Source organism: Arthrobacter sp. PAMC 25486, assembly GCF_000785535.1.
Classification (GTDB): Bacteria; Actinomycetota; Actinomycetes; order Actinomycetales; family Micrococcaceae; genus Specibacter.
The window spans coordinates 1,778,017-1,791,772 of the sequence record NZ_CP007595.1; the positions used below are offsets into that span (position 1 = coordinate 1,778,017).

General features: G+C 64.1%; 15 protein-coding genes. 11 read left to right on the forward strand and 4 right to left on the reverse strand.

Translation table 11 applies throughout. From position 1 onward, the window contains the following. Positions 1-8: 8 nt before the first annotated feature. A complete protein-coding gene (locus art_RS08155) occupies positions 9-788 on the reverse strand; it encodes a hypothetical protein (protein ID WP_038463890.1) in 780 nt (259 codons plus the stop codon). Here art_RS08155 and art_RS23155 point away from each other — a divergent pair. Further along, a complete protein-coding gene (locus art_RS23155) occupies positions 787-909 on the forward strand; it encodes a hypothetical protein (RefSeq protein WP_301537958.1) in 123 nt (40 codons plus the stop codon). The two genes, art_RS08155 and art_RS23155, sit on opposite strands and share 2 nt — an antisense overlap. Here art_RS23155 and art_RS08160 read toward each other — a convergent pair. After that, complete coding sequence (locus art_RS08160) at positions 906-1,694, reverse strand: metalloregulator ArsR/SmtB family transcription factor (protein ID WP_157875213.1); 789 nt, start codon at positions 1,692-1,694, stop codon at positions 906-908. The genes art_RS23155 and art_RS08160 overlap by 4 nt on opposite strands. A gap of 121 nt (positions 1,695-1,815) precedes the next feature. Between art_RS08160 and folE the strand changes: the two genes are divergently transcribed. The 8 genes from folE to art_RS20965 all read left to right on the forward strand — a co-directional run bounded on the left by folE (position 1,816) and on the right by art_RS20965 (position 9,372). Further along, a complete protein-coding gene (folE, locus tag art_RS08165) occupies positions 1,816-2,418 on the forward strand; it encodes a GTP cyclohydrolase I (RefSeq protein WP_082000188.1) in 603 nt (200 codons plus the stop codon). An 81-nt stretch (positions 2,419-2,499) separates the two neighbouring features. After that, positions 2,500-3,768 carry an NAD(P)/FAD-dependent oxidoreductase gene (locus art_RS08170; RefSeq protein WP_253901519.1) on the forward strand — a complete coding sequence of 423 codons (1,269 nt, stop codon included), beginning with the start codon at positions 2,500-2,502 and terminating at the stop codon, positions 3,766-3,768. Next, a complete protein-coding gene (gene folP / locus art_RS08175) occupies positions 3,768-4,718 on the forward strand; it encodes a dihydropteroate synthase (RefSeq protein ID WP_038463893.1) in 951 nt (316 codons plus the stop codon). Before art_RS08170 ends, folP begins: the two co-directional genes overlap by 1 nt. Before the next feature lie 54 nt (positions 4,719-4,772). After that, positions 4,773-5,564 carry a pyrimidine reductase family protein gene (locus art_RS08180; RefSeq protein ID WP_052136139.1) on the forward strand — a complete coding sequence of 264 codons (792 nt, stop codon included), beginning with the start codon at positions 4,773-4,775 and terminating at the stop codon, positions 5,562-5,564. A 177-nt stretch (positions 5,565-5,741) separates the two neighbouring features. Beyond that, the gene (locus art_RS08185; protein WP_038463896.1) at positions 5,742-6,746 is read left to right on the forward strand and encodes a J domain-containing protein; all 1,005 of its coding nucleotides are present in this window, start codon (positions 5,742-5,744) and stop codon (positions 6,744-6,746) included. 24 nt (positions 6,747-6,770) lie between these two features. Next, positions 6,771-7,244, forward strand: a complete 474-nt coding sequence (locus art_RS08190) for a tRNA (cytidine(34)-2'-O)-methyltransferase (RefSeq protein WP_038463899.1) — start codon at positions 6,771-6,773, stop codon at positions 7,242-7,244. A 72-nt stretch (positions 7,245-7,316) separates the two neighbouring features. Continuing rightward, positions 7,317-8,129: a class I SAM-dependent methyltransferase gene (locus art_RS08195; RefSeq protein WP_038463902.1), complete on the forward strand. Its 813-nt coding sequence runs from the start codon at positions 7,317-7,319 to the stop codon at positions 8,127-8,129. A 217-nt stretch (positions 8,130-8,346) separates the two neighbouring features. Continuing rightward, the gene (locus tag art_RS20965; protein WP_157875214.1) at positions 8,347-9,372 is read left to right on the forward strand and encodes a hypothetical protein; all 1,026 of its coding nucleotides are present in this window, start codon (positions 8,347-8,349) and stop codon (positions 9,370-9,372) included. A gap of 127 nt (positions 9,373-9,499) precedes the next feature. Here art_RS20965 and art_RS08205 read toward each other — a convergent pair whose 3' ends face one another. Together art_RS08205 and art_RS08210 are read right to left on the reverse strand one after the other, a co-directional pair. After that, entirely contained in the window at positions 9,500-10,468 is a 969-nt protein-coding gene (locus tag art_RS08205; RefSeq protein ID WP_038463905.1) for an electron transfer flavoprotein subunit alpha/FixB family protein, read from the reverse strand. 12 nt (positions 10,469-10,480) lie between these two features. After that, on the reverse strand, positions 10,481-11,305 hold the full coding sequence (locus tag art_RS08210; protein ID WP_173425228.1) for an electron transfer flavoprotein subunit beta/FixA family protein: 825 nt from the start codon (positions 11,303-11,305) through the stop codon (positions 10,481-10,483). 254 nt (positions 11,306-11,559) lie between these two features. On the opposite strand from art_RS08210, the gene art_RS08215 reads away from it, so the two are divergent. Both art_RS08215 and art_RS08220 read left to right on the forward strand, forming a co-directional pair. Then, positions 11,560-12,477 carry a LysR family transcriptional regulator gene (locus art_RS08215; protein ID WP_038463908.1) on the forward strand — a complete coding sequence of 306 codons (918 nt, stop codon included), beginning with the start codon at positions 11,560-11,562 and terminating at the stop codon, positions 12,475-12,477. Between the two features lie 182 nt (positions 12,478-12,659). Beyond that, positions 12,660-13,745 carry an FUSC family protein gene (locus tag art_RS08220; RefSeq protein WP_253901521.1) on the forward strand — a complete coding sequence of 362 codons (1,086 nt, stop codon included), beginning with the start codon at positions 12,660-12,662 and terminating at the stop codon, positions 13,743-13,745. Positions 13,746-13,756 lie beyond the last annotated feature (11 nt).

A 13,756-nucleotide genomic window follows, 5' to 3' on the forward strand; every position in this document is an offset into this window, starting at 1 on the left:
GGTCAATTCTACGGCACGGACGGACGCGGCGGGGTGTTGAGCTGGTCACCCTCGGAGCTGAGGTTGCTGGCCGGGGTCACCTCCATTGCTTCCAGCTCCTTTGAATGTACGACGGCGGCGATCAGTTCCGCCGTCCCGCCCACCAGGGTGGAGTCAAAGTCGATCTCGGTGGCCATGCACCAGCTGCGGTCCGCGGGCCAGGCCAGGTTGGCGGATTGGGTGTTGGCGCCGGGGCCGTCCTCGTCACTGCCTTCCTCGCACCACGGCGGCCGGGCGAGTTCTGCGATGGTGCCACGGAAGACCCAGTATTCACGCAGGCCTTTGGCAACTGTCAGTGGCCCGCCGGGACCTGTTGGAATGCTGCCGGCTCCGGGCTCGAAACCACCCCAACCAACCCATACCGCTTGGAAGATGTCTTGGTGTTCGGCCGTGTGTGCGCCCAGTACGTCCGAGAGCGCAACCAGCTGCCTCTGGTCCAGCTCTCCGTTGGTTGGCCGCGTTTGACTCACACCGTCGATGTCGAGATGGGCGTACAGTTCCGTCCGCGCCAGCCGGTGGAACTGGGCTTCCGGGTGCATCCGGGTTCCTTTGGCCCGGGCCACATCCGCCCAACGGAGCTCGGGTTCGCCATGGCCTCCGAGCGGGTGGAAGATGCGGGCGTACGCCTCGAACGTATCGGGCACCGTTGTGGCGACCGTGCCAATCCACTGATCCCAGAGTTCCTTGGTGAGGTAGCGCTCCAGCGCAACAGCTATCCACTGGCCTTCGGCACCGCTGGCATCGTCCATGAACCGCAGCCTAGCGCACGGCGGATTGTTCATGGTCGCCGCGGGAACCGGCCCGGCAGTGCCAGGCGGGCCGGCAGCGGCGGCCGGCGGCAGCACGCCGTCGTACTTCAGGGCGGGTTAAAGCTGTGAGGAAGCCTCGCGCGGCACGAGGCGGGCGCAGCAGTGGGAGATCTGGGTGTCGGGCGCCAGGTCGTGGCGCTCATCCGCACACCCCTCAAGGGCGCCGCTGAGCAGCGATCCATTAAGTGAACAGACCACGCCCGTGTGGTCCTGGGAGAGGCGGTGGAACGGGCAGTTGGCCATGATGGTCCCGCCCTCGCCGTCCGGCTCGGGGCTGTAGCCGGTGGTGCGCAGCAGCTGGTGGATGCTCCCGGCCTCTGCACCCAGGCGACGGCCCTCGTCATGGGCGACCCGGGCCATGGACTGCTCCACGTTTTCGCCGGTGTCGATGGATCGCTGCACCGCGGCGGCGAGCAGTGCGGCGGCAAGGTCGTAGTGGCGCGGCGGAACGGAAACGCTGATCTCGGCCTGGGCCACGGCGTACAGCTTGCTGGGCCGGCCGGATCCGGGCCCGGTCTTCTCGCCGAGCTTGCGGTACTCCACCAGCAGCAACTGTTCCTCCACCAGCTTGTCCAGGTGGACCCGCACGGTGCTCTTGGGCAGCCCCAGCGCCTGCGCGCATTCGTCCCGGCTCAGTGCCCGCCCTGCACCGCGCACCAAGTCAAAGAGGTCCTTGCGCACGGGATCACCCAGGGAGGCGACGGCACTGAGGCGCTGGCCGTCGTCGAGCCCGGAATTCAGCCCGGCGTGCATCGCCGCGGCCATGGCAGCCTGCTCCCTGGTGGTGATCATGAGCGATTCCTTCGTTGAGGGACGGGTGGGCTGGTGCTGCACCGGTTGATTCATGACCACTGGCCTTTTGCTCTCATGCCACATGTTGGGCAGTTTGCGGTTTGTTTCGCGCCTACTTGACGCTTTGAGTCTGCACTTCTAAAGTCAATATTACAAGCTTTAGAAAGGGTTGGATATGACCATCACCAGCGCGTCCCTGCCGGACCTCCTCGCATTTGACGATCCCGAAACCCTGGCGCCGGAAATTGACCTGCCCCGCGCCCAGGCAGCCATTGCCGAATTCCTGCGTGCCCTGGGCCGGGATGAAACCGACCCCCACCTCCTCGACACACCGCGCCGGGTTGCCGCCGCCTATGCCGAAATGTTGACCCCGCGCGAGACCTCATGGACCACGTTTCCCAACGAGGACGGCTACCAGGGCCTGGTGCTGGTCAAGGACATCCCCTTCCATTCACTGTGCCAGCACCACCTTTTGCCGTTCCGCGGCGTGGCGCATGTGGGCTACCTACCCGGCGACCGACTCTTCGGCCTGTCCAAGCTGGCCCGCGGCGTGGAGCTGTTCTCCCGCGACCTGCAGGTCCAGGAACGCCTCACCCAGCAGGTGGCGGACTGGCTGGAGGACACCCTGGCGCCCCGCGGAGTTGGCGTAGTCATGGAGGCCGAGCACATGTGCATGTCCCTGCGTGGCGTCCAGACCTCCGGCACGCTGACCCGCACCTCGGTCTTCACCGGTTTACTGTCCGACGCCGGCCCCCTCCGTGAGCAGTTCCCGCACTGACACTCTCCCTCGCCTGAGAGACGCCCCAGCGAACGCCTTCATACCAGAAACAGTCATTTTCCAGCGGAAAGAGTTTCGATCATGAGCCAGTCATCCAGCACCTCAGCCCCCGGCACAGCAGACGCCAAGACCCCGGGCATGGTGATCATCGGAGGCGGCCTCACGGCGGCCACGGCCGCTGAAACCCTCCGCAAGGAAGGGTACCAAGGCCCCCTGACGATCGTGGCCAACGAAGCCGAGATTCCATACCAGCGCCCTCCCCTGTCCAAGGGCTTCCTGGCCGGCAAGGAAGGCGAGGACGCCCTCCTCCCCCTGCCTGCAAGCTGGTACCCGGAGCACAACGTCACCGTCCTGACCGGCACGGCGGCCACGGCCCTTGACCCCGGCACCCACACCGTCACACTTGCTGACGGCTCCGTACTCCCGTATGCCACCGTGCTTTTAGCAACAGGTGCCGCCCCGCGCCGGATCCCGTTTCCCGGCGTCGAACTTGCCGGCGTTTACACCTTCCGGACCAAGGCCGACAGCGTTGCCATGAAGGAACGGCTCTCCACCGGGGGCCACAACCTGGTCATGATCGGTTCCGGCTGGATTGGCATGGAAATTGCCGCCACCGCCCGCGAGCTGGGCAACAATGTCACGCTGCTGGGTTTGGAGGACGTGCCGCTGTCCGTGGCCATCGGTGCGGAGCTGGGCGGTGTGTTCCTCAACCGCCACCAGGAGGCTGGCGTGAAGTTCGTGCTGCCGGCCAGTGCCGCCGAGATCCAGGGCACCGACGGTGTTGTCACGTCCGTGCTGACCACCACCGGCGTCACCCTGCCGGCTGACATTGTCATCGTGGCCGTGGGTGTGGTCCCCAACATTGCGCTCGCCCAGGACGCCGGGCTCACCATCAACAACGGCATCGAGGTCTCGGCGGCGCTGGCGACCTCTGCCGAGGACGTGTACGCGGCCGGCGACGTGGCCAACGCCATGCACCCGGTGACCGGGACGTTTGCGCGCTCCGAACACTGGGCCAACGCGATTGCCAGCGGCAAGGTCGCGGCGAAATCCATGCTGGGCCAGGACGCCACACTCGATGACATCCCCTACTTCTACACCGACCAATTCGATCTCGGCATGGAGTACTCCGGCTTCGGCGCACTGACGAAGGACGCCGAACTCGTGGTCCGCGGCGACCTCGCCAAGCGCGAATTCATTGCGTTCTGGGTCCTGGAGGGCCGCGTCGTGGCAGGCATGAACGTGAACATTTGGGACGTCCAGGACACCATCAAGGCACTCATCTCCTCCCGCCGCATGGTCGACACGGTGAAGCTGGCTGACCCGCAAACCCCGCTCGAGGAGATTTGATGGAGGGTATGACCACCGCCCCGTTCCATACCCCGCCGCTGCTCCACCCCGTCCACCACTTTGGCCCGCGCACCATTGACTTCAACCGCCAGGTGGCGCTCATGGCGATCATCAACCGCACCCCAGATTCCTTTTACGACGGCGGAGCCACCTTTGCGCTCGAGGCTGCGGTGGCCGCTTCACTGGCTGCCGTGAACGACGGCGCCGACTGGGTTGACATTGGCGGGGTCCCCTTTGCGCCGGGGCCGGCCCTGAGCGCGGACGAGGAAAGTGAGCGGGTGGTTCCCGTCATTGCAGCGGTGGCCGCCGCCAGTGATGTGATCATCTCCGTTGACACGTTTTTGCCGGAGGTGGCGGCGCGCAGCATTGCGGCCGGTGCCAACGTCATCAACGACACCACGGGGCTGTCCAACCCGGAGATCGCCTCGGTGGTGGCCGAATCGGGCGCCCACCTTGTCATCACCCACTCCTTGGCCGCGCCCCGCACCGTATACCCCCGGCCGCAGTACGACGACGTCGTCACCGAGGTGGCGGCCTTCTTGTCATCCCGGGTTGAGCTGGCGCTGTCGTTGGGGGTCCCGGCCGAGAAGATCATCATCGACCCCGGCCACGACTTGAACAAGAACACGCTGCACACCCTGGAAATCACGCGCCGCTTCAACGAGATTGCCGCCCTGGGCTTCCCCGCCCTGGCCGCGGTGTCGAACAAGGACTTTATCGGTGAAACCCTTGGCCAGTCCAAGGATGAACGGCTGGAAGGCTCCATCGCGTCCGGGGTGATCTGTATTCTGGGCGGAGCCCGGGTGTTGCGCATGCACAATGTGGCCGCGGCCAGTTCCGCCATCCGAATGACGGAGGCCGTCCTCGGGTGGCGGGAGCCGGCGTACCTGTTGCACAATATGGGCCAGCTCAACGAGCCGGCCCACCCCGCGCAGCCGGCAGATGTGTAGGATTTTGTGCACGGGCGCCACCCCTGCCACGGCCCGCTTGACAAGGAGCCACCCATGATCGAGCGCATCTTTCCCGACCCGGCCGTACTCTCCGGAGCCGCCCTGGAACACGAGGTGCTGGCCGCGCCGCCGGAGAACCGGCGCAGCACCAGGCCGTGGGTCAGCTTTAACTTCATTGCCAGCATTGACGGGGCCGCCTCGCTGGACGGACTGTCCGGACAACTGGGCAATGCCTGGGACCAACGCGTGTTTTCCTTGTTGCGCCAAACCTCGGACGTCATCCTGGTCGGCGCCCAAACCATCCGTGCCGAAGGCTATGGCGGGGAACTGCTGAGCCATGCCGCCCAGCAGTGGCGTTCGGACAACTGGTTGTCCCCACATCCGCCGCTGGCCATCGTCTCCGGCTCCCTCAATCTGGACCCGGGGCTTGAGGTTTTCACCCAGGCGCCCGTCCGGCCGCTGGTTTTGACCCTGGCTTCGGCACCGCAGGAGCGGCGTGAGTCGCTGTCGGAGGTGTCCGACGTCGTCAATGTTGGCGAAGCTTCACTGGACGTGGCACGGCTCATCGCGGAACTGTCGGGGCGTGGCTACCAGAACATCCATTCCGAAGGCGGACCCACACTGCTGGGCAGCTTTGCCGCGGAGGGCAGGGTGGACGAGCTCAACCTGACGGTGTCGCCGCTACTGGTGGGCGGTGCGGCCGGCCGGATTGCGATGGGGGGCCATCACGGTGGCGCCGCAAGTGCGGCCGGTGCGGCCGGGGAGCTGGCGCGTTCCATGAACCTGGCGCGGATACTCAAAGCCGATTCGATGCTGTTCCTGCGCTACGTCCGACCCGATATGTAAGCCAGGCCCGGATCCCTCCCGCAGCTCCTCCCCCGTTCCTCGGTGACGTTCCTCGGTGACGCTGTCGTTGCACAAAACCAGCTCCGGAGAGGCAATCCACTGCATGTGCTGCGTCAAGGGTCGGAGCCGGGGCCGCTAGACTGAATTCTTGGCACGTCAGCTATCGAAAGGTCTCCAGTGGGCGAGAAGTTCCTCACGCATTACCAAGTGTTGGGGCTGGCGCGCACTGCCACCGAGCGTGATGTGAAGATCGCGTACCGAAAAGCCGCCAAGATTGCCCACCCGGACCGGGGCGGGGACCCTGCGTTGTTTCGGCAAATCACGCAGGCGTACGAGACACTCGTCGACCCGGTCAAGCGCAACGCCTACGACAAATCGTATGGGGCCACCGGCAGGTCCGCCTCGTCAGCATCCACCGGCAGCGCTCATGCCCATGCACGTGAGGGCTACCGTGGCACCTACGGTTCCTCGTCCCGTGCCGGCAGCGCCGGAGACACCGGCTTCGGGGGTTTCAACACCCGCCGCGCACCTGAAGAGCGACGCACAGCAGGGGATCCCGCTGTGTATTTTCCTTCGTACGAGGGACTGGCAGAGGGCGAAGTGCCCCTGCTGCCCCGTCCCACCGCCGCCCAGCCCGTCCACGGCGCGCCGCGCAAACGCGGACTATTTGGTGCCACGTCGCGGCTGGCCCGCGAGGCGCGAACGGCCCAGCTGATCATGCAGCAGGTGCTGCCCGGCATTCCGGCCGCACGGTTGATCAACGGCGTGACTGCACCCTTCAACAGCGGCTACGTGGACCACGTTCTTGTGTCGGGCTACCGCATCGCCATTGTCGGCTCGATGCTGGTTCCCAACGGAGCGTTCCGCTGGGACGGCAGCACCCTGGTCCATGGCAGCAAAGCGGTGGCCCCGCCCCAGTTGATTCCGGCAACCCGCCAATTCCAGGACCTCTTTCCCGAATGCAACGTCACGGCCTGGGTGTGCGTACACAGCAACACCGGGAACCTCTTTGAACCTGTCATCGACTACGCCCGCGGCACCGACCCGGACGGTTCAAACACCGTCAACGTCGCCAACGCCGCCCGCTTCACCCGCGAGGTCAAGCACTTCCTGGCCTCGGGACCCTCCCCCAATGTGGTGGACCTGTCCATCCTGGACCGGCTGCTCGGCGGCATGTACTGAGCCGAAGGCGGTAGGATAAAACTCGTGTTTCGCATCCTATTCCTGACCCCAGAGATCCCCGGCAATACCGGCAACGCCATCAGGCTGGCCGCCATCACCGGCGCCGAGCTGCACCTGGTTGAACCCCTTGGCTTCGACTTCTCAGATGCCAAGCTGCGCCGTGCCGGCCTGGACTACCACGATCTTGCGGTGGTCACAGTGCACAAGACCCTCGAAGCAGCATGGGAGGCACTGGCACCCACCCGTGTCTTTGCCTTCACCTCAGACGGGGAAAAAGGCTACACCGACGTGGCCTACCAACCCGGCGACGTGTTGCTGTTCGGCCGCGAATCCGAGGGCCTGCCCGACGACGTCAAGGTCGACCCGCACATCACCGCACGCGTCCGGCTGCCCATGCTCCCCTCATTGCGATCCCTGAACCTGGCCAACGCCGCCTCCATTGCGGTCTTTGAAGCCTGGCGGCAAAACGGCTTTGCCGGAGCACAGCTACAAGCCTAAATACTGAGGCCGGCCTTGATCCACCGCCGGATAGCCGGCTGAGGCAAGAATCATCATCAACTGGAGGTATGCATGTCCGCTCGCGATCCTGGCCTGGCGTTCACCGATGGCGCACTGCAATTTGAGGCTTGGTCCGACAAACTCTGGGACCCCATGGGCCGGGATGTTGTTGCGGCCGCTGTCCTGCAACCAGGTGAGAAAGTTCTCGACGCGTGCTGTGGCACCGGCGCGGCAACGATTCCTGCTGCCCTGGCCGTAGGTCCCAGCGGGACGGTCGACGGCGTCGACATCTCCACCGGGCTCCTGCGCATTGCGGCCGCCAACTTGGCCGAGCGCGGGATCATCAACACAACCCTGACGGAAGCCGATGTCACGGAATGGCGCGGCCACCGCACCTTTGACGCCGTCCTGTGTTCCTACAGCATGTTCTTCTTCGCCGACATGGAAGCCGGTGTGGAACATCTCGCATCCATGCTCCGGCCGGGCGGAAGAATTGTCACCAGCACGTGGATTGAAGGCGCCCTGGAGCCGTTCGCCGGACGCATCCTCGAGGCCGCCATCAAGGAACGTCCCCGGCTGGCGGGCGTTGTTCCTGCGGTCAATCAGAACATGGCCCGGGTGGCTTCCGTCGAGGCGCTTTCCATGTGGCTTGAAGAGCGCGGTCTGGAAGATGTGAGCGTGTCAACGCATCCACTCACCCTGACCGTCGACGACGCCATGGCCTGGAACCTGGTCATGGGAAGCGGGTGGCGCACGCTGCTCCCCCGCGATCCCGAAGCGATTTCCAGGGTCCGCCGCGATTTCATCCGCTCCGTGGGTCCGCTCATCGAAATGAATTCGGATGCCATGATCGCCACGGCCTCGGTCCCCCGCCGCAACCACTGATTCGTTCTCTCTGGGCGCCAGCCGGCGACTGGCGGCTGGAAAATGCCGCACTTTGTGAAAAATGCCGCCGTTTGCCGGTAATGCCATGGTTTGATCTATGGCATTACCGGCAAACGGCGGCATTTTTGCCCGCTCGCCATTGACGCGCCCTGTGGAGTTATCCACAGGCAGCGAATTGCACCTGTTGGGGCGGGCAAACAGGTGCAAGGCTGGTCTCATGGACCTTCCCAGACTCATCCGGTCGGCGGATTATGACAACGTCGGCGACGACAGGAGAAAGCTAACGCAGCTTCATCGCAGCGGCAATCTGATGCGCGTGTACAGAGGCCACTATGTGAGTCCGGCCGACTGGAATAGGCTCTCGCGTCGCGAACGTTATGGTTTACGCGCTACCGCGCACAGCAACCTGGCCACCGCCGGGCCTGTCTTCTGTCACGCAACTGCGGCATTGCTCTGGGGGTTGTGGATTGTTGGCATCCCGCTAAAGCTGCACGTCATGACCGAGGTGACAAGTAGTGGGCGCAACACCAAGGGGATCACCCGGCATATCGGCTCACTCACCGAAAATGTGGTGCGGTGTGGCCCGTATCTGCTCGCTGACAAGCGGACCACCACCTTGCAGCTGATCAATTCGCTGTCTTTCCCTTTCGCTGTTGCTGTCTGTGATTCGAGCCTGCGGCCACCCGAAAAGAGAGGTGGCGTCAACCTGTTTGCAGAGCCTGGCCCGGAGCCGTTTCTCCATTCCCCCGCGTGGGATACCGACTCTCCGCAAGGCAAACCTCTGTTGCTCGCTGACCTGCGCGCAGGTGCTGATGCCATGCGCAGCGCGGCCGCCAGAAAGCGAACACTTGCTGTTGTCAATTTCGCGTCAGCGTTGTCTGGATCTGCCGGCGAATCCCTGAGCCGGGCAAAGATGTTTGAGATGGGATTTCCGGAGCCGATTCTGCAGGAAAAATTTGTGCTCGCTGATGGAAGCGACGCTTTTGTCGATTTCTGGTTCAAAAAGCAGCGGGTGGCAGGTGAGTTTGACGGGCTCGGCAAATACCTCAGATCTGATTGGGGTGGCGGGCTCCCATTGCAGGAGCGGATCATTGCCGAGAAGAAGCGTGAGGACCAGATCAGGGCCCACGGCGTGGGATTTGCCCGGTGGGACTGGAACGACATGAAAAACCGCGAACGGATGGCTTACATTTTGAGACAAGCCGGAGTTCCTCAAGACCGCTTTGGACGCCGTCCGAACTGACAGTTTGCCACAAGCTATTTTAGAGAACAGCAAAAATGCCGCCGTTTGCCGGAAATGCCATAGATCAAACCATGGCATTTCCGGCAAACGGCGGCATTTCCCACAACTGTGGATTTTTCGGGTGGGACTAGGCCCGGCGCTTCTTGATTTCTTCCACGGCCTGGGGCAGCACCTGGAACAAGTCGCCCACGATGCCGAAGTCGGCGATCTCAAAAATCGGTGACTCCGAGTCCTTGTTCACGGCCACAATCAGCTTGGACGTCTGCATGCCGGCCTTCTGCTGGATGGCTCCGGAAATGCCCACCGAGATGTAGAGCTGCGGGGACACCTTCTTGCCCGTCTGGCCCACCTGCGAGGCATGCGAGATCCAGCCCGCGTCGGTAGCTGCACGGGACGCACCCACTGCTGCACCAAGCACATCAGCCAGTTCCTCAATAGGTGTGAAGTCACCGTCGACGCCGCGGCCACCGGCCACAACAATGCGAGCATCTTCTAGTTCCGGACGGCCGGAGGCGGCACGCGGGGTGCGTGAAACAACCCGGGCGCCCAGGCTTGCCGGAGCAAACGCAACCTCAATGGTTTCAACGTCCGGCGAGCTCGCCTGTGCTGCTGCGGAAGCCTCGACACTGTGCGCCTTCACGGAGATGACAGCGACCGCTGACGTAGCCCGCGCCTCCACAGTCCAGGACCCCGCAAGGACAGACTTGTGCGCCAGGAGGGTCCCGCCGTCGTGCGTCACCGAAACGGCATCGGTGATCACGCCGGCGTTCAACGCGACACCCACGCGGGCCGCGATTTCCTTGCCCGCGGCGCTGTTCTCAACCAGCACGGCGCTGGCGGACACGGCGGCCGCGGCCTGGGCCACGAGGTCGGCCTTGGGTGCCACGAGGAACTGGCCCAGCTCGGCCTGCTCCGACGCCAGCACCCGGGAAACGCCTTGGGCGCCCAACTCCGCGAGCAGCTCGGGCGTCACCGCACCGGCCACAACGGCTACGGGATCACCGGCGCTGCGGGCCAGGGTGAGGAGCTGCGCCGTGGTGGTGGAGAGCTTCCCCGGCGCATCCAGCTGATCAACATAAACAACAATTGCACTCATGAAAGAAGTTCCTTAGATCAGTTTCTGCGCGGCCAGGAAGTCAACAAGCTGAATGCCGGCATCGCCCGAATCGGTGATGATGGTGCCGGCGGTGCGGGCGGGGCGCTCGGCTGCCGCGGTCACCTGGGTCAGGGAACCGGCATGTCCGACGGCGTCTGCCGCCACCCCGAGCTCGGCCAGGGACACGGTGGTCACCTTCTTCTTCTTCGCGGCGATGATGCCCTTGAAGTTGGGGTAGCGCGGCTCGTTGGCCTGGTCGGTCACGGAGACGAGGGCAGGCAGGGTGGCCTGGATTTCCTCGGAGAAGTCATCGCCGTCGCGGCGGGCCGTAACAGTGGTGCCGGTGACATCCAGGGCGGAGGCGAAGGTGATCTGTGGCAGGTCCAGCCGGGCGGCCAGCTGCGCCGGAATGATGGAGGTTTCCCCGTCCGTTGACGCCATGCCGGTGATGACAAGGTCAACTTGTCCGAGGGACTGGATGGCTGCGGCCAGGGCCAGGGAGGTGGCGGAGGCGTCGGAACCTGCGAGCGCGTCGTCGCTGACGTGCAGCCCCTGGGTTGCCCCGATCTGCAGCGACTTTTTCACTGCAGCGGCGGCAGCTGCCGGGCCCAGTGTCAGGGCGGTGACGGTGTTGCCGCCCTTCGCACCGCCGCGTGCATCGGTCAGTGCCAATGCCGCTTCAAGTGCGTATTCATCGAGTTCGGACAGGATGCTCTCGTTGCGGTCAAGCCGGTGAGCATCACCTGTCAGGTGTCGGTCAAATTGCGCGTCTGGCACATATTTGACCAGTACGACAATATTCAGTGCTGAGTTTTCCACTGCTGTCCTTTGTGTCATGGACGGATGGTTGTGCCGCGCCCGTACCCGTTGGCGGGTGGGTGCGGCTGGTTCGCCCTTGGCCTACCCCACCAGCTTAGTTCGTGGCGGGCAGGTGCGGAATTTCCCGCGTCGAAACTTTACTCCCGGCGAACAAGGCCGTCTGGTTTTTATTTGCTCTGCCCATTGCACTTCGTGCAGTTGCTGGCGCGGTGTGGCGGGATGTACGACGGCGGCGATTGGCGCCGGGCTTGCCGGTCCTGTAGACCGGTGGTGTGTTCTTCCGTCAACTTGAGTACTTGGTGTCCCTGTCCCGTGAGCGCCATTTCATGCGTGCAGCCCATGCCTGCGCGGTTTCTCAGCCTGCGCTCTCTGAGGGGTTGCGCAAATTGGAGATCGAGCTCAATGTTGCACTCATCCGGCGCGGCAACAAATTTGAGGGGCTGACTCCGGAGGGTGAGGCGGCTGTGGTCTGGGCTCGGCAGATTCTGGCCGGACGGGAGGGGCTCATTGCAGAAGTTGGTGCCGTCCATGGCAGCATCACAGGAACGTTGCGGCTGGGCTGCATTCCCACGGCAGCGAATGCCCTTTCATTGCTGACTGGCCCCTTTTGTGCCGCACATCCCGGTGCGCGCGTGGAGGTTTCTTCCGATCTGGCTTCCTCGGAAGTCCTGCGCCAGGTGCGTGAACATGAAATTGACGGTGGTCTCACCTACATCCAGGGGCCCCTCCCTGACGATTTCCGCTTGGTGCCGTTATACCGGGAGTCCTATGTACTACTCAGCACCAACACGGGAGCTGTCCCGCCGGCCTCGTGGCGGGCGGCGGCGACCCTGCCACTTTGCCTGCTGTCACCGAAGATGCAGGGCAGGCAGCGCATCGACGCGCTTTTTGCCGAGGCCGGGGTGCAGCCTGTTCCGCGGCTTGAAACGGATTCAGTTGCCTCCCTTTTTGCCCATGTCATGACCGGTTCCTGGGCCACGATAGTGCCAGCCGCGTGGCTCCACGCCTTTGGCGTGCCGCCGTCCCTGCACGCCACCCCGTTGAATGATCTTGAGCACTCCGTCCCCGTGGGGATGGTCACCCTGAACCAGGAACCTTCCCCTGTTTTGACTCGCGCTCTGGAGGCCGTCGCTGCGGCGGCAGATTTGGCATTCCTTTCAGAACCGCCGCAACACCACCCCTTGCTGTGAGGCTTCCTGATATTGGTAGCCCTCTGCTGTGACTTTCCGTGTGGCGGGCACCGTTGCTGAACCACCATTCGATAGGCGGTGCCTATTGCCAAATAAGGCGTAGCTCTTTGACGCCTATCAATCATCTGCACCACAGTTGAGGCTGCACTGCTCTCTCTGCTCCAACCCGAGGGTTTCCCTTCATGACTGCCTCACCCCTGCCAGCTGTAACCTTGGCCTCTGCATCCCTAGCTGCCACCGTTGCTGTCTCGCCGCGTTCCTCCATGCTGCGCCCCGCCACTCTGCTCCCGAGCGGGGGCGATCGGCGGGCCGCCCGGCGCATGACCCTGAGCTTCGCCGTGCCCATACTGCTACTGCTGGCAGTTGGACGCCCGGAACTGATCATCTACGCGGCGTTTGGCTCCTTCGTGGGCATGTATGGCCGGGACGAACCACATCAGCTGCGGCTCCTGCATCAGGGGCAGGCAGCTGCACTGTTGATCGGCGGTGCGCTATTAGGCATTTTCTGTGCCGTCGCTGCTTTAGGACCGTGGGCCTTGATCGGTTGCGAGGCGCTGCTGGCGGGTGCCGCGTCCCTGGTCGCTGATAGATTCGGTTTAAAGCCAACGGGCCCGTTCTTCACGATCTTCGCTTTCGGGGCTCTGGCCTCGGTGCCGCCCATCGCCGCCTGGTGGGCCCCTGCCTCCGTCAGCATCGGGGCAGCTGCATTCTCCGTCTTGGTGGGTTTCTCTGGCTGGGTCGGTACACGTCTATGGCACCCGGGTGCGGCACGCGCCGTCGTCCCTCCACAAGCTGCGGCTGCGGCGGTCCATGCACTGCGCTATGTCCTGGCTGTCGTCGCTGCAGGCAGCGTGGGACACCTGCTTGGCATGGGACACCCCTATTGGGCCATGGCTGCGGCGGCGGTACCCCTTGCCGCGGAGTCACTGAACGGCAGGATCCGGCGAGGCCTGCACAGGATGTTCGGGACCTTCGCCGGCGTGGCCGTCACTGCGCTGATACTCTGGCCCCGACCGCCGGTTCTCATTCTGGCGGTGGCCGTGCTGGCGCTCATCTATCCCACCGAGCTGTTCATGCAGCGACACTACGGAATGGCGCTGGTCTTTTTCACCCCGCTGATCCTGATCATGACTTTGCTGGCCGTCCCAGGGGATCCTGCTGAGCTGATCCGGGATAGGGCTGCAGAAACCGTTGTTGGCGCCTTGGCCGGCATGCTTGTTGCCGTTGTGGTCCGTGAACCCCGACGACGAACCGTGTCGCCTAGGTAGCGCCAGGGCGC